We start from the raw sequence: 24,448 nt of genomic DNA, 5'->3' as shown, positions 1-24,448 counted from the left end.
GCACGAGGAACCCGCCCTTCTGGATTCCGCCAGAGCCAGCTGGCTCTAGGAGGTGCCTTCGATCGCCTGGGGCTGCCAGCGGGAGGCGGCATCCGGTCGCGTCAGCGCGTCGAGGGCTCGACGCAGCATCGTGCTTGAGGTATTGACGGTGTAGGGAAAATAGACGACCTCAACGCCGACAGCGGCGAACTCCCGCTCCAAGCGGGTGCCGCGAGGGGTGCCACGCCAATCATCACCCTTGAAAAACACATCGAAATGCAGCTGGCGCCAGGTCTCCAGCTTGTCTTCAACGACTTCGGCGACGGCCTCATCCACAAATGAGATGTGCCGCACGATCTCGAGGCGCTCGAACAGCGGAACCACCGGAGTGACGCCTTTGGTCAGCTCCAGCATTTCATCGGACACAACGCCGGCGATCAGATAGTCGCACTGGCTTTTGGCGTGTTTGAGAATATTGAGGTGTCCAACGTGAAAGAGGTCGAACCCACCCGCGGCATAGCCGATGCGCAGGGGCTTGGTCGAATCAGTCTCTGAATCAGGGGATAGGGAATGTTCTGCGGCCATAGAGTGCTCAAATTTCTCTCGGGCTGCCCCGCGAGCGCGGCAGGATTCGGGGCGAGAAGGTCTAGGGGAGTAATGAGGAATCCTAACGTCTATCCGACGGCGTGACTAGGGTGCAGGGTGGCGCGTTCGTGCTGGGCGCTGCCCGACGATTGGAATGACCTTTCTTCCAGGTAGGAGAAATGGGGAAACTGAGTATAATTCCTGATTGTGGGGGTCGTCCTGAGGCCTCCGACCACGAGAAGATGAGGCTCCTTTATGTTGTGGCGTTTTCGTTCCCCAGCGACAGCCATTGTCACTTCCGCAGTACTCGCCGGTGCAATATTCACCGGGGCGGGAGCGGCCCAGGCTGACACGTCACCCCCCAGCGCCTCCACGCCTCAGACCGTCGCAGCGGATGCGCTTCCCACGGCCCAGATCAACGGCGTTGTGTGGTCGCAGGTGATCGTGGGAAACACCGTCTACGTCGGAGGTGAATTTACCAGAGCGCGCCCCGCGGGAGCATCCGCCGGCACGAGCGAGGTATCCCGCAACAACCTCATGGCCTACAACCTGTCGACCGGAGTGATGACATCGTTCAACCCCAGCGTGAACGGTGTCGTTCGAGCGATCACCGCATCCCCGGACGGATCACGCATCTATGTCGGAGGTGGATTCAGTACCGTCGGCGGCGTCTCTCGCACTCGGCTCGCGGCATTCAGCACAGCGACCGGGGCGCTCCTGTCCGACTGGAAGCCGACGGCGAACGGCACCGTCCGCGCCCTCGGTGCCTTCGGCAATAACGTGTATGCCGGAGGAAGCTTCACCTCGACCAGCGGCCAGAGCCGCCAGCGGGCCGCATCGTTCGAAGGCTCGGCCGGGACCGTGGGCGGGTGGAAAGGCACCATCCCCGATGGCTCGGTCAACGCTTTGACGATCTCGCCCAACGGTGACCGGGTCGTCATCGGCGGTTCATTCACCTCGTATAACGGGGCCACCACTCCCGGCTACGGAATGGCCGCCACGAACTCGAGCACCGGCGCCGGCATGACTTGGAACATCGGCAAGCTGATCAAGAATGCCGGCCCCAACGGAGCCATCCTCTCGCTCACCTCCGACGCTGACGGCGTGTACGGCGCCGGCTACGATTACGGTTCCGGTGCCATGTTCGAGGGAACCTTCCGGGCCAGCTGGAGCAACGGCAACACCGTCTGGATCGAAGACTGCCACGGTGACACCTATTCGGCCGTCCCGGTCGGTGACGTGGTCTACACCACCGCCCACGCCCATTTCTGCGGCAATATCGGTGGACCGCCTGAAACCAACCCGCGCAGCTATCACCGCACCCTGACCTTCACCAAAGCGGCCACCGGCACCATCGCCCGCAACCGCACGGGCGGCAGCTACTTCAACTTCGAGGGCCGGCCGGCCCCCACCTTGCTGGCGTTCTTTCCCGACATCAACACCGGCACCTTTACCGGGCAGGGTCAGGGACCATGGAACCTTGCGGCAAACTCCCAGTACGTGCTCTACGGCGGCGAGTTCACCATTGTGAATAACAAACGCCAACAGGGCCTCGTGCGCTTCGCGGTGTCGTCGATCGCTCCGAACAGGGAAGGTCCCAAGGCCACCGGTACCGAGTTTCAGCCCACGCTCAGCACTCCCAGTGCGAGCGCGGTGAAGGTCACCTGGCAATCAAATTACGACCGGGACAACGCACAGCTCACGTATCAGGTGCTTCGAAACGGTGTCGTGGTGAACACACAAACCGGGCTGTCAGCAGACTGGTTTCGGCCCACCCTCAGTTGGACCGATACCGGGCGATCGGGTGGGACAACCTATACCTATCAGGTGAGAGCCACCGACCCCTTCGGTAATGCTGTCACGGGATCGTCGGCCAGTATCAAGGCCACCGGTGCGGCGAATAAAAGCGCTCCCGACGAGACGATCGCACCGGATGCGCCGACGGTTGCGCCTGACGCGACCGTGACACCCGACGTCGCGCCGGCGCCCGAGGTGCAGCCGGTCCCCGCCGCGCCGAAGTTGCAGCCGGCCCCTGAGGTGAACGCGATTCCTAGAACCAAGCCGCTTCCGGATGACGCACCAGCGCCGATCCCCGAGGGTCCCGCGGCCTAGGTGCTGTGATCGACGTACTCGACCCTGAGGGGGCCGCTCGACAGCCGAGTGGTCCCCTCAGGTGCGCTCGGGGCGGTGCGCTAGCTGCACCAGGACGCCGGCGATGAGGGCGCGGCGGCGGGCGTGGGAGAATAGCGGGTTGACTCGAGCCGGCTGTGGCAGCGCAACCTCTGCCTGCACGGTCGCCGCCAGGCCGACGAGCGCGGATGTAATGTCGCGGTCGGGGGAATCGGTGCGTTGTACCCCGAGACCACCCACGACCGGGAGAACCTCCCCAGCCCCGCCGTCCGCGAAGCCGACCGAACGCACGCCGACCCGCCACGCTTCGATCGGCACCAACCCGAACGGCTCCGGTGTCGACGGAAAGCAAGCAACGGCGTCGATCTCCTCGGCGATGGCCGAAACCGAAGCCGCTTCGCCGCGATATTCGATGCGCGGATCACGGTTCACCAGCGCCAGTACGGCCTGTAGGGCGTCGTCCTGCCCGGGGTAGGGCGCGCCAAAGAGAAGTAGTCGCCACCGGGCGCCGGACAGTTCCTGGGATTGAAATGCCCGGGCCACCTCGAGATGCCCCTTGTGTCCATTGACTCGCCCGACGACTGCCACGGTCAGCGGGTTATGTACGGTGCGGGCCGGCAGGTTATCGATGGCGCTGAACACCGGAGCCGTGACCGATATGCGATCCCGGCCGACGCCGTGGTCGTGCAACCAGGCCGCGGTTGCCTCGCTGCAGGCGCATACCGGAAAGCTGCCTGCGGCCAGCAGCGTTCGCACGAGCAGGCCGCCGACTCGCCCCAGGAGCAGCTCGTGCACCGAGACGTAGAATCGGCGGCGTCGGAGCCGCAGCACCGGAATGTAAGCGCACAGGGCCAGAGTCCACAGCACGACGACGTCTGCGCGGGCCACGTCGTGGCGGAGGACCAGCGGATGCAGCAAATCGGTCAATTTGCTGCGACGCAGCACAACCAGTGATGGGTCGACGACGACCGACACGGCAGCGCCGAACGGTGCCAGTTCGCTCGCCAACGGACCGGTGTGCGGAACGACGACCAGTACCTCGTGACCGAGGCTCACCAGACATTCCACCTCCTGGCAGAGCACCTTGGAGGCGCCGTAGGCATCATTGCTGCCGTGCAAAATGGCAATTCTCATGTCTGTCGCCTCGTCGGTCGTATGTTGCTGGGGGTAGTCGGTCGAGTGCCGGAATTTCACACTGTACAGCGTGAGGGGCTGCCCCCGGATGGGGTTCAGGCACCCCCTAGGAATGAGGGTGCACCCCGTGTATTAATGGCTGCACCCTATCTATCGCCGCACCATGAACTCAACCCGACCTTGCAACCAGCCGAGCAACCTGGAGTTTCACCATGTCAGTGCACCAGCCCGTCGATAACAGTGCCGGCCCCACCGCGGGCGGCGAGTCGACCAAACGGCGCCGCGTCTGGTGGATCGTCGCATCCGCAGCACTTGCCGTTCTCGTCGTCGTTCTCGTCGTCGCGGGGGTCGCAGCCTCGAACGGCGCAGGCCCGAACCTCGCCGGAGCCAGCCAGAGTCCCGCGTCGTCCCCCCGCCCGGGTGCATCGTCGACGGCCACGCCGACCGCGGTGCCGTCACCCGACCCATCATCCACGGCAATTCCGACGGCCGCCCCCGCGCCGACCGAGGCAGCCGTGGCCGAACCTGCTCCGCCTGCCGCGCAAGCACCGGTGCCGCTCACCCAATCAGCAGCAGCTGTCCCCGGCGTGGTCTTCAGCGTCGGTGCACTCTCGGCCGTCGACGGCGTCGCGCGCGGCCCCGGCGAGGTGGGTGGCCCCTCCCTGCGTTTCACGGTGACCGTGCGAAACGACACGCCCGACACGGTGTCTTTGGCCTCAACCGTGGTCAACCTGTTTTTTGGAGCCGAGCAGAGCCCCGCGACCGAACTGACGGCGTCGGGCGGGGCTCCGTTTCCGCAGTCGGTCGCTCCGGGGGCAACCCAGCAGGGGACCTTCGTTTTCGCCGTGCCGAGTGACCAGCGCGACCAGGTGAGTATCGCCGTTGACTACTCTGTCGGCGTGCCGATCGTACTGTTCGAGGGCGTCGCCCCGCGCTGAGCTCCGGCGACCCTGGGCTTCCGCACGGGTGTGCCCCGGATAGGGGGCAGCAATCCCTGAAAGATTCTCACTATACTCCGATGAATGCGGTGGCTACCCGACGCCCCTGCACCTTGTCCCGAGTAAGGATCCTTCGTGCGACTTCTCCCTGCGTCTCGCCGGCACGTCAACCCGAGCACTGCCCCGTCTACAGACGCGAGCCCATCGCGCACGAGTGGGTCGCTGCGTGCCGGCTGGCTCAGCCTGCTGACCGTCGCGACCGTACTCGCGGGCGTTTTGACGGCGCCTCTCGTGGCGCAGGCCGACACCAGCCCGGTGGATGCTGGCACGCCGCTCACCGTAGCGGCGGACGCCCTGCCCACGACCCAGATCAACGGCGTCGTCTGGTCGCAGGTGATCGTCGGCAACACCGTCTACGCCGGCGGCGAGTTCACCAAGGCACGGCCAGCCGGGTCGGCCGCAGGGGTGAACGAAGTCGTACGCAACAACCTGCTCGCCTACAACCTCACGACCGGCGTGCTGGTCGCGAGCTTCAATCCAGACCTCAACGGCGTGGTCCGCACGCTCGCGGCCTCGGCCGACGGCACGCGAGTCTATGCGGGCGGGTTCTTCACGACAGTCGGCGGGGTGGCCCGCTATCGCCTGGCCGCCTTCGACACTGCCAGTGGTGCCCTCGTCTCCAACTGGGCACCGACGGTCAACGCGTCGGTGAAGACACTGGCCACTTTCGGTGACACCGTCTACGTCGGCGGTGTGTTCACCTCAGCGAGTGGGGTAGCGCGCAATCAGACTGCCGCGTTCGCCACCTCCAACGGTGCTATTCGCGCCTGGACCGGTGAGCCGGTCGGCGGGTCCGTCAACACCATGGCGATCTCGCCAGACGGCACCAAGGTGCTCATCGGCGGCTCCTTCACCTCATACAACGACGCTGACACCCCCGGGTATGGAATGGCCGCGACGGACTCAGTCACCGGTGCTTCCCTGCCGTGGGCCGTGAACGCTCTCATTCGCAACGGTGGCGTCAACGGTGCCATCACCAGCCTGACCTCCTCAGCCGACGGCGCCTTCGGCACCGGTTACGACTATGGGGCGGGAGCGAACTTCGAGGGAACCTTCCGCGCCAACTGGTCTGACGGATCCCTGGTCTGGATGGAAGACTGCCACGGCGACACCTACTCAGCTGTACCGGTCGGCAATGTCGTCTACACGACCGGTCATACGCACTACTGCGGCAACATGGGCGGCCCGGTCGAAACCACGCCGCGCTCCTACCACCGCACCCTCACCTTCTCCATGGCAGCGACCGGCACTCTCACGCCCAATGCCGTCGGCAGCTATGTCAGCTTCACCGGCAGGCCGAGCCCGAGCATCCTGACCTTCTACCCGGAAATCAACTCCGGAACCTTCACCGGCCAGGGCCAAGGGCCGTGGACCATCACCGGCAACGGGCAGTACCTGCTCTACGGCGGCGAATTCACCAACGTCAACAACAAGGGCCAGCAGGGCCTGGTGCGCTTCGCCAGCATGGCGATCGCGCCCAACAAGGAAGGCCCGCGCGTGGCCAACGCGGCTTTCGCGTCATCCGCTTTCGTACCTACGGCCGATTCCCTGTCCTCCGGCACCGCCCGCATCGGCTGGAAGGCAGCCTTCGATCGGGACAACGAAAAGCTCACCTACGAGGTGCTCCGCGATGGCGTCTCCGTCGACACGGTGACCGGCCTCTCGACCGACTGGTCTCGGCCACCCATGGGCTTCACCGACACCGGACTCACTCCAGGCCAGACCTACGCCTACCGGGTGCGGGTGCGAGACGCGTTCGGCAACGTGAAGACCGGAGACCCGACCAGCGTGACCGTTACGGGTTCGGGCGACTACAGCGCCTATGCGAAGACCGTGACGAGCGACTCGCCCACCTCGTACTGGCCGCTGGGCGAGGCCAGCGGTACGACAGCCTACGACTGGGCCGCCGCCTCGAACGAAACCACCGGCACCGGAGTCACCCGGGACGTGGCGGGCGCGCTCGCCGGAGACTCGGGCACGGCGTCACGGTTCAGTGGCACCACGGCGGGAACCGCAGCTTCCTCCGCCTTCGAGACGCCCCGCGGCGCCTTCACCGTGGAGGCGTGGGTGAAGACCACGACCAAGCGGGGTGGCAAGATAATCGGGCTCGGCAACGCGGCAACCGTAGCCTCGACCTCCTACGACCGTCAGGTTTACATGGACAACGCCGGACGGCTCTGGTTCGGAGTGAAGCCCGGCATACTGCGCACGGTCAACACGACCGGGGCGTACAACGATGGCCAATGGCACCACATCGTCGCCTCCGTCGGCGCGGCCGGCATGTCCCTATACGTCGATGGCGCCCTCGCTGCCCAGCGCACAGATACGACCACGGCCGCCCCCGGCCAGGGCTACTGGCGCATCGGCGGCGACAACCTCAGCGGCTGGACCAGCCGGCCACTCAGTGATTACATAGCCGCCGATATCGACGAGGTGGCCGTCTACAACACTGTGCTCAGCGCCAGCGCCATCGCCCGCCATAACTCGATCGGCCGATTCGGCCCCCCGGCGAACGTGGCACCGACGGCATCCTTCAGCAGCGCGATCACCTATCGCGATCTGAGCGTTGACGCCAGCGGATCGACCGACTCCGACGGCACCATCGCGAGCTACGCCTGGAATTTCGGCGACGACACCACGGCGACGGGAGCCACCGCAACGCACTCCTACGCGACGGCGGGCAGCTACCCGGTCACCCTCACCGTCACCGACAACTCCGGAGCGAGCACGGTCGCGACCCGAACACTTGAAGCCACCAACCCACCGGCCAACGTGCCGCCGACCGCAGCGTTCAGCTACCAGGCCACGCCGCTCACCATCGCAACGGATGCCTCCGCCTCCGCCGACAGCGACGGCACCATCACCGGCTACAGCTGGGACTTCGGTGACGGAAGCACCGGCACCGGTGTGACCGCGTCACACAGCTACGCGGTCGACGGCAGCTACGACGTGACGCTCACCGTGACAGACAACGCCACCGCCACCGCGCAAACCACGCAAACCGTTGTGGTTCCGGCCGTGGATCCGAACACTCCACTGGCCACAGACGGGTTCGCCCGCACCCTGGCGACCGGCCTGGGAAGCGCCGACACCGGTGGCGCCTGGACCACGACCGGCACGGCATCGAACTACTCGGTCAGTGGTGGAGTCGGTCGCCTCAAGGCCGCCGCCGGAGCCACCGTCAACGCCTATCTTTCCGGCGTGTCCCTGCTCGATACTGACATGCTCGTCACCACGACCCTCCAGCAGGATGCGACCGGTTCCGGTGCGTACACCTCTCTGATCGGCCGCCGGGTCGGTACGGACGACTACCGGGTGCGCATGAAGAACCTGGCGAGTGGCGTGGTGCAGCTGCAGCTGATGCACGGTGCCACCAGTCTGAAGGCCCAGAACATCGCCGGCCTCACCTACACGACCGGAAACGCGCTCCAGCTGCGCGTTCAGGTGATCGGCTCGGCCCCGACCACGATTCGTGCCAAAGTCTGGGCGGTCGGCTCTCCGGAACCGTCGGTGTGGCAGACCACGGTGACGGATTCGACCGCAGCGATGCAGAGCTCCGGATCCGTCGGTCTGGCCTTCTATCTGGGGTCGACCGCCACGGTGACGCCCGTCACCGCCACCTTCGACGATCTGATCGTCACGAGAGCCAATTGATTCTGGCGTCGTGTACGAGCACGGGTCTCGTTTCTCCAGCAGCTGCACCGTTCGCACCACTACAGAGGGGGGTTAGTCATGTCACCAGTCAACCGATCAACGTCTGACCCGCGCGTTGTGATTGCGGTGCTAACCTATCGACGCCCGGCTGACCTCGAGGAACTCCTGCCGGAGCTCCTCGACCAGGCCGGCATGGTGCTCGCGCCGGTGGAGATCATCGTCATCGACAACGATCCCGACGCCGGTGCTCGCGCCCTCGTGACTGACACCAGCTGGCTGGAGGAGGGGCGACCGGCATCGACCGGGCCGACATCCATCCGCTACGTCCACGAGCCCACCCCGGGTATCGCTTCGGCGCGCAACCGGGCACTTCAGGAAGGTCAGAGCGCCGACTTACTCATCTTCATCGACGACGACGAACGACCCAGCAGCCACTGGCTCGTTCAACTGCTCGATACCTATTCAACCTATCGGCCAGCAGCCGTGGTCGGCCCGGTGCTCTCGCAGTACGACATCGAACCCGACCAGTGGATTCGCGCCGGTGGCTTCTTCGAACGCCGCCGGTTCACTACCGGCACACCGGTGTCGCTCGCGGCCACGAACAATCTGCTGCTGGACCTGGCCCAGGTACGCCGGCTGGAGCTCAGCTTTGATGAACGGTTCGGTTTGTCCGGCGGGTCGGACTCGCTGTTCACGCGGCAGCTGCACCAGCGTGGCGGGCAGATGATCTGGTGCGATGAGGCGATCGTCATCGATATCGTTCCGGCGGACCGTCTCACGCGGGAATGGGTGCTGCAACGGGCCTTTCGCATGGGCAATACCTGGAGCCGCATCAACCTCGACGACACCGAGAACGGCAAACGGGTTCTGGTACGCATGACGCTGCAGGCGCGTGGCGCCGCTCGGGTCTGCGGCGGGATCGTTCGCTACCTTGCCGGCTCGTTGGTCGGACAGGTGCCGCTGCGCGCCCGCGGCCTGCGCACCGCGGCCCGCGGCGCCGGAATGCTGGCTGGCTCGGTGGGGTCGGTGTACCACGAGTACAAGCGTGGCTAGCAGCCGAATTTCGACCGACCGGGCCAGGCTGTACCGCACCCTGCGCAGCGCCCACCTCGAGCGAGCACAGGAGTTGCCGCCGGCCGCCATTCTCTTTCGCATTAAAAGGTATGACTTTCACGAGGAACTTGCTCAGGGCCTCATGCTTGTGCAGGCTCACCCACTGCGCGCCGCGTGGTTGCTTGGCCGTTCGGCGGTCACGACCCTCGAAATCGGCGAACCGCTCATGCTCTCCAGCGTGTGGGCCAGCACCTTCGCGATCTGTGCCCTACGCCTGCGGGCGCTGCTCGGCGGCGCACGGGCAAGCATCGTGTGTTACGCCCTGGAAAACGCCGACCCGTTCGACCGAAAGCTGGGCACCCGGGCTCGGCTGCGCCGCGGTCTGAACGGTGTCGCAGCCCGCTTCGTCTGGCGTCAGACCGACCGCATCGTCTACGGAACGGATGCTGCCCGCGTCACCTACCGCACGGCCCTGCCCGAACCCGCCCGTGATGCGGTCTCCGCCGTGATTCCGGCGTTGCCGGCCGCCTGTACCTGCCCTGGTGACTCCGAGCCGAACCGGGTGGTATTTCTGGGGGCATTCGTTCAACGCAAAGGGTTACCCAACCTCCTCGCGGCCTGGCCGCTGGTCACCGCGCAGTTACCAGAGGCCCGTCTCACCCTCATCGGCAAGGGGGCGCTGGAAAACGAGGCGAGGCAGGCCGTGGCCAGCGACCCGACGATCGAACTGGTCATCGACCCGCCGCGCAGCGAGATCCACCGGCAATTGCGTCGCGCCCGCGTGCTGGCCCTGCCCAGCCAGCCGACCGCCACCTGGCGCGAGCAGGTCGGTCTACCGATCGTCGAGGGACTCGCGCACGGCTGTACCATCCTGACCACGACCGAAACCGGGCTCGCGTCCTGGCTCGTGGAGCACGGCCACGACGTGGTCGCGCCGGGCTGCACTCCGCAGCAATTGGCGGATGCCGTGCTCCGCGCCCTGCAGACACTTAACCCCTCCGTCGACGACCTGCCGCTCATCGACGGTCGCCTCGCCGCCGATGCCTGGTTGTTTGCCGGTGTATGAGGGTGGGCTGTGGGGACGTGATCGCAGATTATCTGCGGGGTCAGCGCGTTCGCAAGGCCTGAACGGCCCGCTCGTAGGCGTCGACGTGATCGGCCGCTCCGACCGACCACCGGCGGCGCGAGAGGTCGGGGGTGGGCGTGGACCGAGGCTCCCGCGCCCGCGCGAATGCGTCGGCCAGAACCTGGGCACATAGTGGGCCATCGTAGGTGAGAACCCATTCAGCGCCGACTTCCTCGGCCAGCGCCGTGGTCACCGCATTTTCCGGCACCAACACCGGCCGGTCGAGCGAGAGCGCCAGCAACGCGGCACCAGAATTGTGCATCTCAGCGTACGGGAGAACGACCAGTTCGGCTGCGTAAATGGCGGCGGCCAGCTCGGCGTCACTCGCGTGACGAAGCACGAATTCGATGCGGGCATCGCCAGCCGCCGCCAGCTGCAGGCTCTGAGCTATCGCACTCGATTGCGGAGCCCCCAGGATGCGCAGGGTCGGGGTCAGAGCTCCCGGCTCCCCGCCGTCGATCTGGCTAAACGACTCGACCAGGGCATCCACTCCCTTATATGCACGAATGAGGCCGAAATAGAGCAGCCGGCCGGGCACGGGCGTACCCGGCGAGTACTCCGCATACCAGTCCCGGTAATCACCGTGCGGGATGGTGTGTTCGAGCGCGCCGGCGGGTACCGGTGTGAATGGGTTGAGCCGAATCCACAGGGTCGTCATCTGATCGAAGCGATGAAGCAGCCGTTGGTCGTGTCGGGGGGAGAGCTCATGGCTGCGAACGTTGTGCAGCGTGCGCACCACGGCGGTGCGACGCAGCCGCAGCCGCGCCAGGAGCAGGCGGAACAGCATCCGTCTGGCCAGCGCGCGGCCCGGCGTGCGCCCCTGCAGAAGAACCTCCGGCCAATGCACGTGGAAAACGTCGTACCGACTCGTGAGTGCTCGGCGCCAAGTGAAGCCCAGCACTTCCACTGCTGGGCTGAGCGACCGGCTCAGTTGCAGCAGGTAAGGATTCGTCGTGGCGCGACCCTCCGGAAATGACTGGAGGACCCGCACTACGACGCCCGCGTCGATTCCGACGTTCGGGAACTGCGGCGGCCCGTCTCATCAAACGTGGTGCGCGGTGCCCGAGTGGCGGTGACCCGGTTGGTCGTTCCGGGCGCCAGTGACGCGGAACCGGTCACCGGGGCGAGCGGCCCGTAATACACCTCGGCGCGACGCTCGCGCACCTGGTTGAGCACGATGCCGAGGATGCGCGCATTGACCGCTTCGAGCGATTCGAGCGTGGTGGCCAGCTGTTGGCGGGTGGTCGACTTGTAACGAGCGACGACGATGGCGCCGTCGGTCAAGTGGGCCAGGCCGAGGGCATCCGTTGCGGGGAGCAGCGGTGGGGAATCGACAACGATAAAATCGTAGTCGAGGAGCAGGCGTTGCATGAGGGTTTTCATTGCGGCCGAACCGAGGAGCTGGCCAGGGTTGGGCGGCACCGCACCCGAGGGCAGCACGTCGATGCCGTCCGACCAGCGCACAATGGCGTCGACGGGGGTGATATCGCCCAGCAGAACGGTGGTCAGTCCCACATCGCCTTCGAGGTCACACAGCTCGGCGATCGACGGGCGCCGCAGGTCGGCGTCGATCAACAGCACCCGCGACGACCGCTCCGCCATGGCCAGGGCCAGGTTGATCGCGGTCGTGGATTTTCCATCACGCGTCACCGCCGACGTCACCACGGCGCTGCGCGGAGGGGTGTCTACGTCGACGAATTCCAGGTTGGCCCGCACTCGGCGGTATGCCTCAGCCACGGCGCTGTGCGGCATCACCCGCATGACCAGGCCGGCCGGATCGGTGCGTTTCTTGCGACCGACCTTCCCGAGCAGGGGGTCGGCGGAGACTCGATCGAGGTCCTTCTCCGTGCTGACCCTGGTGTCGAATACCTCGCGGGCCAGGGCATAGAGCACGCCGAGAACGAGGCCGAGCAGCAGTCCGGTGATTATAATCAGCTGGGTGTTGGGGGCAAAGGGACTGCCCGGCAATTGAGCAGGCGAAACCGTCTTGACCGTTATCGATGGCAGGTTGTCCGGCCCTTTCGGTGCCAGATTCTCCACCGTGGTGGCGAGGGAGTCGGAGACGGCATCGGCGAGATCCACGGCCTGCGTCGCAGACCGGCTGGTCACGGTGATGTTGATGAACACCGTGTTGAGGGGAGTCACCGCCGTGACGCGGGAGGCGAGGGCCTGCGTGGAGATATTCAAGCCGAGCTTGCTGATCACCGGCCCCAGAACGGTTGGTGTGGTGGCGAGTTGCGCGTAGGACTGCACGAGGTTTTGCGTAAAGGTTGACGACTGCAGCAGCTCGCTGGTGGTCGCACCCCGATCGCTCGTGATAAAGACGCTGTTGGTGGCTTGGTACTGCGTGGGCAGGGTCGTCGCGTAACCCCAGGCCACGGCGCCGCCGAGAAGGCCCACGATGACGATGAGCAGCCACCGTCTCGTGATGGTCCTCAGATAGTCGATTGGTTCCACAGCATTCTCCGTCCGGTTGCGCCCACACTACAATCAAGCTGATCAAAACTCACCTCTGAGTGCGGGAGGGAGCATCCCCAGAAGGGGGCACACGGCAGAGCTGGCGCCTGAGGGCAGCGGATGCCTGACTACGGTCGCGCGACGTCCACTCGACCCAGCGCTGTCATGTCGCGAAACCATTTACCCAGCGCCAGTGCCAGATACAGCGCGTTGGCGACGAAGAGAAGGGAATACAAGCCGAAAAAGGCCAACGGAGCGCCCAGCAGCACGAAGGAGAGACACAGAACGCCGTAGTCGGTGGGAAGACCAAGAAGGGACCGCACCACGGTGCGGGGGGCAGTGGAGAGGGCGGCCGTTGGCGCGTGCTTGGCTTTGAGCAGATCGTTCAGAATCATGGCGAAGAACGACACGGCGGCCACGGCCGCAAACCCGATTGGCACGAGCAGCCAGATCGAGTTCGTCAGGGGAAAGTGCGTGAACATCGTGATGAGCACCGCGAGGTGCAGCGTTGAGATCTTGATGGAGTCGACGACGTGGTCGAGCCATTCGCCTGAGGGGGAGCCTCCACCGCGCAGACGCGCCACCTGGCCGTCGGCCGAATCGAAGGCGTACCCGATGGCCAGCAACAGCCACACGACGAGTCCAAGCCACCAGCTGGGCTCACCGATCGCGAGCAGCCCGATCGCGCAGAACGTGAAGCCAGCACTGATCGCCGTGACGTTGTTCGGAGTCAGGCCGAAGCGAAACGAGCCCGCCGCAAGGTAGCGACCAACCCGGCGGTTGACATAGACGGAGTAGGGCGGTGCACCGCGAGCTGCTGTCTTCTGGGCGGACGACAAACGGCGCACGGTGTCAAAGTAGGTTTCCGTCGAGGAAGTGGCCTGGGCCGAGGTGCTGGTCATAAGGTGATCCCCCTGGACGGTGCGGTTGACGGTTGGCGGGTCATGCTGTCGGGAAGGCTCCATGTTGAGACTCCGGCACGGCCGCTGCTCTGGCGATGGGTGCTGTAGCCGACGGCCACCCGTCGAGCGAGTCTCTCGTAGCTGGCCGTGACGCTGTCCCAGTTGTACAACTGCTCGGCTCGCTGTTGCAGGGCCGCCGCGACCGCGGCGACGTGCTCGGGGTTCGTTTCGGCATCTTCGATCAGGCCGCTGAGGGAATCGGCCCGCGAGAAGTAGGCGCCATCGCTACCGAGGACCTCACGATTGAACACGACGTCCCACGCGATGACCTTGGTTCCGGCACCCATCGCCCGCAGCAGCGACGGGTTCGTACCGCCCACCGAGTGACCGTGCACGTAGGTGGCGGCGTGCGTATAGAGCTGGTCCAGCTGTTTCTGGTCCCACACACTGCCCAGCATGCGAATGCGGGAATCGGATGCGGCCAGGTCGCTGATGCGGTTGGTGTGGCCGGCCGCGTAGGGCGCGGAGCCGACGACGACGAGCGGGAGGCGCGCGTCGCTCGCGCGATATCCCTCGACAATGATGTCGACGTGGTTTTCCGGTTCGAACCGGGCGACGACGAGGTGGTAGCCGCCGGGGCGGAGTCCGAGTTCGGCGAGCCGATCGGTCGGGGTGTCGTGCAGAATTCGGGTGCCGTAGGAGATCAGCTCGGTCGGGATGGAAAACTCGTCCCGGTAGTAGTCGACGATTCCCTGCGCGTCAGCGATGAGGGCATCCGCTTCGCGCACCGAGACTTCCTCGGCCCAGCGGTAGTAGCGTCGACCCGCGCCGCCCCATTTGTCGCGCTTCCATTCGAGTCCATCGACGTGCACGACGCTCGGGATGCCGCGCAAGCGCAGCAGCGGAACGAACGGAGCGTTGGCGGCATTGAACACGAAGGCGACATCGGCTGGCCGGTGCAGGGTCGCGTGCAGGACCGACAACCCGGTGTGACTCAGGGTCTCGAGAATCTTGTGGCGCAGCGCCGGCAACTCGACCAGTTTCATGCCGAGGTACTCTTTCGGCACCGCCTGGGCTGTGCGGCGACAGTAGACGGTCACGTCGTGGCCGCGGTCAACGAGTCGTCGGCCGATCTCCTCGACGGCCGTTTCAAAGCCGCCGTAGGCTGCGGGAACGCCGCGGGTACCGATCATTGCGATGCGCAGACGCCGGTGGCTGGTGGGCGCAGTGTGTTCGATGCCCGCGGTCATGTCAATATGCCCCTACTGGTTGAATGACGGTCTTGAAGGTGCGCCAGATGATCATCAGGTCGCCGGCCAGGGACCAGTTCTCGACGTAGTACAGGTCGAGTCGCACGCTGTCTTCCCAGCTGAGATTCGACCTCCCGTTGACCTGCCACATGCCGGTCAGGCCGGGCTTGATGTACAGGCGGCGGTGCACGTGGGTTTCGTAGACCTGAACTTCTTCGGGCAGCGGCGGGCGGGGCCCGACCAGGCTCATCTCGCCGACGAAGATATTCCACAGCTGGGGCAGCTCATCGAGCGAGTACTTGCGCAGCACGCGGCCGATCTTGGTGATCCGAGGGTCATTGCGAATCTTGAACAGCACCCCGGATGCCTCGTTCTGGTCGAGCAGGCCAGCCAGGTCATCCTCAGCGGTCTGCACCATGGAGCGGAATTTGATCATGCGGAAGGTCTGTCCGTTGCGGCCGCACCGTTCCTGCCTGAACAGGACCGGGCCCGGGCTGTCGAGCTTGATGAGTACGGCGATCACGGCGAGCACGGGAAGCAAGAACACGATCGCGGCAGCCGTCGTGACGATGTCCAGAGTGCGCTTGAGGGCGTGGCGGCCCCCCTCGAACCGGGGAATTTCGACATGGATCAGCGGGAGGCCGTCGACCGGACGAAAATGGATGCGGGGACCAGCTACATCCGTAAGCCGGCTCGACAGAACAAGCTCCGCGGAGGTGCCTTCGAGGTCCCAACCCAAGTTGCGAATGTAGGAGCTGCCGCCGCTGGGCTGCCCGGCCACGATGACCGTGTCGACGCCCATGGCGGCGGCCGCCGCGGCGACATGCTCGAAATCGGACACGATCGGCACCATGCGTTCGCCGGCTGAGATCTCGTCACCAATGCCGTCTTCCAGAGCTGCGCCGACGATGTAGTACGCGGCTCCGGACTTGGTATCGATCTGGCTGACCACGTATTCCACGTCATCGCGATTGCCGACGACGATCACGCGGGAGAGATAGTGGCCGAACTTGCGCTGGTGCAGCAGCCATTTGCGCCACAGCCACCGTTCGAGAAGGAGCGCAACAATTCCGAGGGGAAGGGCCAGAACGAAATAGAGCCGGGCGATATCGATGTGAAAGATCAGAAAGACTATGGCCAGCATGCCGAAGGTCACGGCGCTGGCGTTGATGACCTGTTTGTACTCGCTCGCTCCAACACCCACGACGCGAGAGTCCCTGGTGTGGAAGAGCTCGAGCGTCGCGAGCCAGGTCGCCACGATGAGCAGCGACACGAGCCAGTAGTTGGCGCTGAACGATCCAGGAACGGCGGGAATGCCGTCCACGCCGAACCGGAAAACCAGTGCACAACCGACCGCGAGAATTATGACCGCGACATCGGTTAGTCGTAGCTTGGTGCGGTACCGCCGAGCCCAAATCAGCCCTGACGAGGGGGTGTCCACCGCGATGTCGGCCGGCGCGGACCGTGTCTGGTCAACGAGTCGAAGCTTGGCGGTACGCAGGGGCAGGGATTGCGGGAAGGAGGCGGGCGAGTCTGATTCACTCATGCGTCATTCCCCCTGCGGTCGATCGTGGAAGTGGTACCGGGTGTGGTCGTTGTGGTGCACGGGCGCGGGTCGCGGGTTCTGGGGGTGGTTCGGCGGGGTGGAGTAAATGTCACGTTTTCATTCCCTGCAGTCGGGTTTACAGGAACAGGTGGTCATAGTGACAAGGTGGCGATGCTGGCACTTGTCGTTCGATGGGGCGCGGCGGATGAAGATGATTCTTTCTCAGCAACTTACTGGCAGAGACTACCCCGATTCAAGTCGGCGGCGCTGTAACCTCAACAGGGGTCAAAATCCCCTGTATCGGGGGGCTTATTGGGGTGTGTTCACCCTGAGAGCGGCCGACATCCCCGTCTGGCCCGGAATCGCGGGTAGAAATCAGGCTCGCACTGACAGGGGGCCAACCGGCTCGAGCGCACTAAGCGCCCGATGGTGGGAGTCCTAGGCTGGTATTTCGCACCGATTGCCGGGAAGAGTTCACGTGACCGTAAGAAAACCGAAATTTGCCGTTATTGACGGGCATAACGACCTCGCCTGGTCATGCCGCGAGCATCGGCACTATTCCGTTGCCGGGCTGGACTCCGAGCAGGACTCTGCCCGCAGTCATTTGCAAACGGATGTCCCCAAATTACGGCGCGGAGGTGTGCAGGGGCAGTTCTGGTCGGTGTGGGTGCACACCGACCTTGAGGGCACCGATTCGGTGCAGGCGACGCTGGAGCAGATCGACTTCATTCACCGCCTGATTGCCGCCTACCCCGACGATTTCGAGCGCGCGGCCACCGCCGATGATGTTGAGCGAGCCCAGCACGGCGGAAAAATAGCGTCGCTCCTTGGGGTGGAGGGCGGCAACCAGATGAACAACTCTCTCGCGGTACTGCGCGAGTACGCCCGGCTGGGCGTGCGCTACATGACGCTCACCTGGAACTCATCAACGGAGTGGGCCGACGCGGCGGTCGGCGACGTGACCCACGACGGCATCAACGAGCGTGGCCGGGTCGTCATCGCCGAGATGAACCGCATCGGAATGATGGTCGACCTGTCCCACGTTTCCGCTGCCACCATGCAGGACGCCCTGGATGCCTCAACGCTCCCAGTTCTCTTCAGCCACTCCTCGTGCTATGCCCTGAATCCGCACCCGCGCAACGTGCCTGATCTGATTCTCAGCCAGCTCGCCGCCAACGGCGGCGTTCAGATGATCACCTTCGTGCCGGCCTTCATCTCAGCCGACTATCGACGATGGGAAGACAACGGTTCGGTGGGGGAGAAGCCGGTCGTCACCGTGGCGCACGTGGCTGACCATGTGGAGTACGCCCGAAGCGTGGCCGGAGTCGATCACATCGGTCTCGGTGGCGACTTCGACGGCTGCCCGGACATGCCGGACGGGCTCGCCACCGTGGCGGACTACCCCAACCTGTTCCTCGAGCTGGAGCGGCGTGGCTGGTCCGACGCTGAACTCGCCAAGCTCGGCTCCGAGAACGTGCTGCGCGTGCTGCGCGCTAACGATGCGGCCTACCGGGCGTTCGTGGCCTAGCCGCCGTGGCCGCGGCCGCGCGGTGCATTGAGGAACGGCTGTCACGTGTTGCTTGCGCTGAGCACCCCGTCGACGTTGTCGAGTGAGAGAGGCTGGGTATGAAAAAGGCCACTCCCCGAGTTGCTCACGAGTGAGTTTCCTAGGGAGTGGCTGTGGTGGCCCCGACCGGCGTCGATCCGGTGACCTTTCGATTTTCAGTCAAAGTTTGGGGTACCGAAGCACGCGCTCGCGCCGACAAATCCCCGGAAAATCAATGAAACAAGACCACTTCACGTTGATGTGATCCAAGTCCATTTCTCACAAATGTGTTCAAAATGTGTTCACGATTGGAGTGGTGGCGACACGGGCCGGCGTCCAACGCTGGGCGCGCCTAGTCCGTCCAGCCGTCGAGGTCCCAGCCCGCTGATGCGAGATAGCTGGTGAGCTGTGCGATGCGGCGGGCTGACTCGGCGAGGCGTTCCTCGGTAGTGTCCCACTCTTGGGCCGTGGCGATCTCGCCGGCCGCGGCGTCGAGGGTGCGTTCGATTTCGAGGTTGGTGGTGAGGCGTTTTCGTTCGCGGATCTGGGCGTGGAGTTCTCGCATGGCTTGCAGTTGTGCGCGTTCGGTGCGTTCGTCGTTGGTGCTCCAGTGGTACGCGCCGTGTTCTGCGCCCGACATCCAGGCATCGAACTCGACTACTGTCATGCCGTCGAAGCCGGAGCTGAGGTTGGCGATGTCGAGTTCAGCCCAGGGCCGGCCGATCGGCGTGAGCAGGAAGATCGGCGTGACGCGGAGAGCTTTTGCGATGTTCAAGAGTTGGCTGACGGAGAGGTCGTGTTTCCGCCCGGCTTCGATGTTTTGCAGGATCGATTCGGTGACGTTGTTGCCCGGAATCAGGTCGGCGAGGTCTTTCGCGGAGCGGATGCCATGCTGTTTGCGGATGGCATGGATGCGGTTGCCGATCCCGGATTGCGCTAGAAAGTTTGTCACGCGGACATATTACAGCTTAAACACTTGTCAACCGTTGCAAACCGTTCTACTGTGTCAGCAACAGATTTCAACCGTCGTAATCTGTCGACAATTGGAGAGACTCATGGACGAAGAATTCATCCTCCCGGTGCGCGTGGCCGAACTGACCGGACTGCCCGTCGGCGCGCTCGCCCAGCTGCGCTACATGGGCCGCGGGCCACGGTTCTACAAGCCGACCCCGAAGAAGGTGCTCTACAAGCGGTCCGAGGTCATCGCCTGGGTCGAGGCGAGCGCACAGACCCAGACCGGTCAGACCGCGCTCCTGGGACGGTGATCTGGTCTGAACCGTCAACCGCGAAACGAGCGGGTGAGGGTTCGCCCATGAAAAAGCCCCGGGGGGCAACCCGGGGCAAAGATCGAGCACCTGCGAAGGATCTGATCTATGACCAGACTACTGAAATTCCGCCATCTCGCAACGTCTCATCCCCGTGTGGGTGGGTGAGACTGCGGTGGGCCTTTACGCGGCCAAGAGTGCCGTTCTGCTGGCCGCGCAGATGCGGCTGAGTAACGCGTCGGCTCGGCTGCTCCTGTACATGGCATTGGAGTGTTGGGACGATGCGAACAACCCACTCGGTCAGGCGCCGCGCCGCTACTTCGCCGGCCGCGAATCCTCCGCCATCGGACTGGGGTACCTCGCGCCGGAGACCGCCTCGGTGAAAGCGCACACCGCCGTCAAACGCGCCGTCCATGAACTCATCCAGGCCGGCGCCATCACTCGAATTCGAGCCGGCGGCAACGGACTCACCGCCGAATACGAACTCCAAGTCGACAGTACGAAACCGGCGACGAGCCGAAATTCCCGGGTGCTGATCCTGCCGGTTCCCAGCCATCAGGGGGTCAATATGTGGACCCCTGAGGGGGCCAATTTCTGACCCCCTCAGGGGGTCAAAAACGGCACTTTCAGGGGGCCATCTCAGACCCCCCTTAACAGTACTTAAACAGGAAAAACAAAACAGTAACAGTACGCGCGCGCGGACTGACCTGTGGATAACTCGACGACGGAGCGCATCAAACTCCAGCCATGGAGCCGCTGCTTTGCCCCGCCGACGTCGTTCAAACACATTTGTGACCTTTCCGGCCGATCACCGTAGCTCGCTGCACGCCTACCGTTCCCTGATTCTCAGACGCGGTCGCAGGCTCCCTTATTTCGCCTGAGATTCCGGGCACTCGCGGCGCTCTCGCTCGCTATCGATTTCTCTCGCCGGAAGGCACAAAAAACAGTTGGTCGAAGAACCCAAGGCCAACGACATCCCGTAGCAATTCAACGCACCACATCCAACGAAGGAGAAGCACTCATGACCACACGCACCATCATCGGCAACCTGGCTCTCGACCCCGAGGTCGTCACAGCCGGCAGTATCCAGATCACCAAGCTGCGCGTCATCGAAAACACCGGCGAATACCGCGGCGGCAAATGGCTCGCCCACGACGCCGCAACCACGCATTTCGTGGAAGCCAAGTTCGAGCTCGGCCAGAACGTCGCCGCCACCCTGCACAAGGGCGACCCCGTCATCGTTGTTGGCCGTGAGCACACCGACAGCTGGGGTGACGACCAGGCACGCCAATACGGCCGCGTCATCGACGCCGACAACGTCGGCCCCGACCTCAACCGGGCCGTCGCCACCGTTCGCCGCAACTCCAAGCCTGACGCCGAGTAGGCATCCAGCGGCGGGGCCGCACTCGCGGCCCCGATAAAGACCTTCTGAAAGGAGCACCACCATGAACGACCGCGACACCGAACTGATCACCACGGCTAACGAACTTGCTGAGACCGCACGCAGCCTGGCGCACGCGAGTCGAGCGATAAATCACCCCTACGATTCGTACCTGCTGCTCGGATGCCTGACCGCCACCGAGCGCTCCCTGGGCCAGGTCTACGACCAGCTCGCCAACTGGCACAGCAACGTCATCGACGGTGTTGAGTACAACGGTGAGGACAGCTGCGGCATCGGCTGCGCATCCGGAGTCGCCCGTGCTGAACTCGGCCTCCGTGACGCAGCTCAATTCGCCGGCATCGTCGAAGACGCCCTCATGCAGGCTCACAACGGCAACAGCGTCGTCCGCTGGTTCGACGATGTCAGAGCGGCGCCAGACGCTTAGACGGGCGTCCGGCGGGGTTCAGCAAAAGCGAGAAATGCGACGAACACATTGTTCGAGGGGGTCGTTTACCCCGGCAGGGGGCGCGCCGGGGTAAACGACCGGGTAAGGGGTCTCTTTCCCTGTCCCACCACCGCCCCCTCGCTGCGCTCGCTTCCCAACCTCCCACACCCATCGTTCCTCAGTGTGTAGGAGGTTGGGAAGTAAAGGGGTGGTGGTGGGACAGGGAAAGAGAAGAAAAAAGTAGAAGAAAAAAAATACAGAAGTACAAGAACAAGAAAAAAACAGAAGAGAAGAAAGAGAAAGAACAAGACCAAAAAAGTAAGAGAAACGAAAAATCAGAGCAAGAAAAGGCAAGGCAGAATGAGCAAGAAATGCGGCAGCTGGAAGAGGCGAAGCAAGCCGCGAGCAGACCAGAAAAATGACGACGAGATGCGAGCAGCGATAGCCGGCGAGAGTTGAAAAAGTGCGGTGTGGCATTACCGGTGGTGTCGGTGGCGGGGTGCAGAATCATGGGTGTAGAGCTTGGAACGTTGTCAGTGCGGAGGCTGAATGATGGTGCAGGTGACAAGTCGCGACGAAGCGATGATCGACTGGCTGGACGTCGTCCGGCTCGCAGACATGAATGCCCTGCGGTGGGCGCTGGGCGCTCAACTCGGATTGGGCGAGCCGATCGGATTGCGCAAAGCGCAACACTGGGCAGCCCGGATGGAAGCGGTGGGCCTGGTGGGCCGCGACCGGCCAGCGTTCCTTGACGGGTCGGTCGTGTGGGCGACGTTTCAGGCGATTGGGAAGCCGGCGCCGAACCTGTTTCGGCAGACCACGCGGCATGAGATCGCGGTGGCGACGGTGTCGGCGCGCTACCTGGCGCAAGGGTTCACGTGGCGGCGGGATCGAAAGCCGGCGGGCCGGCGTGATCACCAGGCCGACGGGGTGGCCGAGCGTGACGGCTTGGTCGAGCTGGTGGAGGTGGAGCTGACGCCGAAGACGTGGCAGCGGTATCAGGCGATCTGCCATAACCACACCTACCGGCTGGTGCATGAGGGGGTGGATCGGGTGGCGTACTTTTGCACGGCGGACGCTGATCGGGCCATCACTCGGGGTGCCGACAAGTACCTGGTCCGCACCGAACGACCCCGTCTCGTTTCCCAACACTCCTTCGACGCACGCGGGCACTGGACCGGCCCCGAGCTGGACGCCGGCGCTTACGAAGCCGCGCACGGCCGAGCCGCCAAGGTGGTCGAGCTTGACGGTGCCAGCGCGTGGGGCGCATCGCAGGTCAGCGCATGAGTGAAACTGCGGCACCGACAGAGTCGGACGCCACCAGCGACATGATCGCCCGGCTCCTCGGCGCCGCCTTCACCGTCGTGGTCGTGCTTGTGGCGCTGCCCCTAGTCGTGCCCGTCGTAGTGAGCCGAGTTGCCGGCGACGTGATCGCGACGAAAACACGGTTCTGGGTGGTGTGGCGATGGCAGTGGATCGTGAACACCGTCGGCATCCTCCTGGTCACAGCGCTCATCGCCTGGGAGGCGTTCCTGCTGGCGGGATGGATCCGCTCCGGAGCCGCGACGATGTTCTTTGACGGAGCGGAGTGGTGGGCGCAGCTCTGGCCCATGTTTGGCCCGTGGGCGGTCGTGAACTTCTTCGCCGGGCTGCTGCTCTTGCCGACGGCGTGGTCGCTGCGGCGGCGGAAGATCGCCGAGCAGGTGCGGTCTCGGCGGGTATCGAACGTGGTGCGGCAGGAGAAGATCGAGACGGCCCGCAAGCGCGCCGCCGACAGCAGCGTGGCCCGCCGCATCGGTGTGCGCCTCGAAACCGACACGGGTCGCATCATCGGCACCACCCGCCAAGCCGTCACCGTCCCGTTGGCGGTCGGCGACCAGCGGCAGGCGTTCGGCGTGACCAGCCGGGTCACGGTACGGACGCTCGCTGACCGGTTCTATGACATGCGCCGGGTGCGCGACTGGGTCGACGCAACCGGCAAATACCTGGTGCTGCCCCCGACAGCCTCCTCCGTTCGGGCATTGATCATCGCCGAGTCCGGCAGTGGCAAAACCGTCTTGATCAACGGACTCGTCCTGTGCGCGCTGGAATACGGATGGCCCGTATTCGTCATCGACGCTAAGGGCGACCCGGCCGACGCCGAGCACCTCGTCGCCGTGGCCGAAACCTACGGCCGCACCGCGACGACCGGAGGTACGTGGGACCTGTTCAACGGCACCGCCGACCAGGTCACAGCGAAGCTGATGCGGCTCATGCCCGTTCCCGACGGCGCGAACCAGCACTACCTGGACGAGATCCGCGGGGTGCTGCAAACGGTCCAGGAGCTATCGCAGCTACGCAGCATCGCCGACCTCCGAGAACGGCTGACCAGCCCCACCCCGTTTGTTCGGGATCAGGACGATCTGGAATTGGTGATCAAAGCCGTCGACCGAGACGGCACCACGGCCGGTGAGCGCGCGTTACAGAGCCTGCTGGTGGCGTTGCGTCCGATGCAACGCTGGATCGGCCAGGAGGGCTGGTCCTACAACGCGCCCAAAGCCGACGTGACGGTCATACCGCTGTCGCCCGTCGACGACGCTCAGGCCCGGCTGGGTGATCTGCTCCTGCTGGACCTGCGGAACTTCCTCGCCACCCGGTTGGAGCGGCGCGACAAGTCCCCGGTCGTCGTCATCGTTGACGAGTTTCCCCAGCTGGTGACCGGGTCGCAGGACCCGGGCGACACCGCCGGGAGCTTGTTTGAGACGGCGCGCAGCGCCGGCGTGGGCCTGGTCCTGGCGACGCAGAGCCCGGCGGGCTTGTCGAACGATGAGGTTCGTCGGCGGCGGGCGCTGACGAGTGGGGCGGCGCTGATCTTTGGCCGGTCGAAAGACCCGGAGGATGTGGTGAAGTATGCCGGGACGGTGATGCGGATGGAATCTGCCGGCCGCGCCACCGGGGAGGAGCTGGGGAGCGCCCGTGCCCAGCACACCTATGTAATTCCGCCGCAGGACGTGCGCG

General features: G+C 64.7%; 20 protein-coding genes. 12 read left to right on the top strand and 8 right to left on the bottom strand.

Features of this window, described 5'->3' with window-relative positions; genetic code table 11:
* Window positions 1-45: 45 nt before the first annotated feature.
* Window positions 46-564 carry an FAD synthase family protein gene (locus QMF22_RS15905; protein ID WP_283455423.1) on the bottom strand — a complete coding sequence of 173 codons (519 nt, stop codon included), beginning with the start codon at window positions 562-564 and terminating at the stop codon, window positions 46-48.
* A 255-nt stretch (window positions 565-819) separates the two neighbouring features.
* On the opposite strand from QMF22_RS15905, the gene QMF22_RS15900 reads away from it, so the two are divergent.
* Window positions 820-2,676: a hypothetical protein gene (locus tag QMF22_RS15900; protein WP_283455421.1), complete on the top strand. Its 1,857-nt coding sequence runs from the start codon at window positions 820-822 to the stop codon at window positions 2,674-2,676.
* Between the two features lie 57 nt (window positions 2,677-2,733).
* On the opposite strand, the gene QMF22_RS15895 is transcribed toward QMF22_RS15900, so the two are convergent.
* On the bottom strand, window positions 2,734-3,828 hold the full coding sequence (locus tag QMF22_RS15895) for a glycosyltransferase family 4 protein (RefSeq protein WP_283455419.1): 1,095 nt from the start codon (window positions 3,826-3,828) through the stop codon (window positions 2,734-2,736).
* Window positions 3,829-4,040: 212 nt separating this feature from the next.
* Here QMF22_RS15895 and QMF22_RS15890 point away from each other — a divergent pair, with 212 nt between their 5' ends.
* From QMF22_RS15890 to QMF22_RS15875, 4 genes are all read left to right on the top strand, one after another.
* Window positions 4,041-4,766: a hypothetical protein gene (locus QMF22_RS15890; protein ID WP_283455418.1), complete on the top strand. Its 726-nt coding sequence runs from the start codon at window positions 4,041-4,043 to the stop codon at window positions 4,764-4,766.
* Window positions 4,767-4,901: 135 nt separating this feature from the next.
* On the top strand, window positions 4,902-8,480 hold the full coding sequence (locus QMF22_RS15885) for a PKD domain-containing protein (RefSeq protein WP_283455416.1): 3,579 nt from the start codon (window positions 4,902-4,904) through the stop codon (window positions 8,478-8,480).
* 78 nt (window positions 8,481-8,558) lie between these two features.
* Complete coding sequence (locus tag QMF22_RS15880; RefSeq protein ID WP_283455414.1) at window positions 8,559-9,533, top strand: glycosyltransferase family 2 protein; 975 nt, start codon at window positions 8,559-8,561, stop codon at window positions 9,531-9,533.
* Window positions 9,526-10,599 carry a glycosyltransferase family 4 protein gene (locus QMF22_RS15875; RefSeq protein WP_283455411.1) on the top strand — a complete coding sequence of 358 codons (1,074 nt, stop codon included), beginning with the start codon at window positions 9,526-9,528 and terminating at the stop codon, window positions 10,597-10,599. Before QMF22_RS15880 ends, QMF22_RS15875 begins: the two co-directional genes overlap by 8 nt.
* 40 nt (window positions 10,600-10,639) lie before the next feature.
* Here the strand turns inward: QMF22_RS15875 and QMF22_RS15870 are convergent, their stop codons facing one another.
* The 5 genes from QMF22_RS15870 to QMF22_RS15850 form a co-directional block, all read right to left on the bottom strand.
* Window positions 10,640-11,650, bottom strand: a complete 1,011-nt coding sequence (locus QMF22_RS15870; protein ID WP_283455409.1) for a glycosyltransferase family protein — start codon at window positions 11,648-11,650, stop codon at window positions 10,640-10,642.
* Window positions 11,650-13,116 (bottom strand): tyrosine-protein kinase domain-containing protein, encoded by a 1,467-nt coding sequence (locus QMF22_RS15865; RefSeq protein WP_283455406.1) that lies wholly within the window; start codon window positions 13,114-13,116, stop codon window positions 11,650-11,652. Before QMF22_RS15865 ends, QMF22_RS15870 begins: the two co-directional genes overlap by 1 nt.
* A 128-nt stretch (window positions 13,117-13,244) precedes the next feature.
* Window positions 13,245-14,018, bottom strand: a complete 774-nt coding sequence (locus QMF22_RS15860) for a CDP-alcohol phosphatidyltransferase family protein (RefSeq protein ID WP_283455404.1) — start codon at window positions 14,016-14,018, stop codon at window positions 13,245-13,247.
* On the bottom strand, window positions 14,015-15,268 hold the full coding sequence (locus QMF22_RS15855; RefSeq protein ID WP_283455402.1) for a DUF1972 domain-containing protein: 1,254 nt from the start codon (window positions 15,266-15,268) through the stop codon (window positions 14,015-14,017). The genes QMF22_RS15860 and QMF22_RS15855 overlap by 4 nt, the downstream gene beginning before the upstream one ends.
* Window position 15,269: 1 nt before the next feature.
* Window positions 15,270-16,814 (bottom strand): sugar transferase, encoded by a 1,545-nt coding sequence (locus QMF22_RS15850; protein WP_283455400.1) that lies wholly within the window; start codon window positions 16,812-16,814, stop codon window positions 15,270-15,272.
* A gap of 478 nt (window positions 16,815-17,292) precedes the next feature.
* On the opposite strand from QMF22_RS15850, the gene QMF22_RS15845 reads away from it, so the two are divergent.
* Window positions 17,293-18,342: a dipeptidase gene (locus tag QMF22_RS15845; RefSeq protein ID WP_283455398.1), complete on the top strand. Its 1,050-nt coding sequence runs from the start codon at window positions 17,293-17,295 to the stop codon at window positions 18,340-18,342.
* A 370-nt stretch (window positions 18,343-18,712) separates the two neighbouring features.
* Here QMF22_RS15845 and QMF22_RS15840 read toward each other — a convergent pair whose 3' ends face one another.
* The gene (locus tag QMF22_RS15840; RefSeq protein WP_283455396.1) at window positions 18,713-19,312 is read right to left on the bottom strand and encodes a helix-turn-helix domain-containing protein; all 600 of its coding nucleotides are present in this window, start codon (window positions 19,310-19,312) and stop codon (window positions 18,713-18,715) included.
* A gap of 103 nt (window positions 19,313-19,415) precedes the next feature.
* On the opposite strand from QMF22_RS15840, the gene QMF22_RS15835 reads away from it, so the two are divergent.
* The 6 genes from QMF22_RS15835 to QMF22_RS15810 form a co-directional block, all read left to right on the top strand.
* On the top strand, window positions 19,416-19,625 hold the full coding sequence (locus tag QMF22_RS15835) for a helix-turn-helix transcriptional regulator (protein ID WP_283455394.1): 210 nt from the start codon (window positions 19,416-19,418) through the stop codon (window positions 19,623-19,625).
* A 160-nt stretch (window positions 19,626-19,785) separates the two neighbouring features.
* Entirely contained in the window at window positions 19,786-20,223 is a 438-nt protein-coding gene (locus tag QMF22_RS15830) for a hypothetical protein (protein WP_283452609.1), read from the top strand.
* A 423-nt stretch (window positions 20,224-20,646) separates the two neighbouring features.
* Window positions 20,647-21,009 (top strand): single-stranded DNA-binding protein, encoded by a 363-nt coding sequence (locus QMF22_RS15825; RefSeq protein ID WP_283455392.1) that lies wholly within the window; start codon window positions 20,647-20,649, stop codon window positions 21,007-21,009.
* A 61-nt stretch (window positions 21,010-21,070) separates the two neighbouring features.
* Window positions 21,071-21,451, top strand: coding sequence for a hypothetical protein (locus tag QMF22_RS15820; protein WP_283455390.1), 381 nt, complete (start codon window positions 21,071-21,073; stop codon window positions 21,449-21,451).
* A 549-nt stretch (window positions 21,452-22,000) separates the two neighbouring features.
* Complete coding sequence (locus tag QMF22_RS15815) at window positions 22,001-22,738, top strand: hypothetical protein (RefSeq protein ID WP_283455387.1); 738 nt, start codon at window positions 22,001-22,003, stop codon at window positions 22,736-22,738.
* On the top strand, window positions 22,735-24,448 hold a 1,714-nt coding region (locus QMF22_RS15810), incomplete at its 3' end, for a type IV secretory system conjugative DNA transfer family protein (RefSeq protein WP_283455386.1). The genes QMF22_RS15815 and QMF22_RS15810, both read left to right, overlap by 4 nt.

The organism is Cryobacterium sp. PH31-L1 (assembly GCF_030063145.1).
Taxonomy (GTDB): domain Bacteria; phylum Actinomycetota; class Actinomycetes; order Actinomycetales; family Microbacteriaceae; genus Cryobacterium.
Note: the sequence above shows the minus strand (reverse complement) of the source record. Positions and strands in the feature narration are given on the sequence as shown.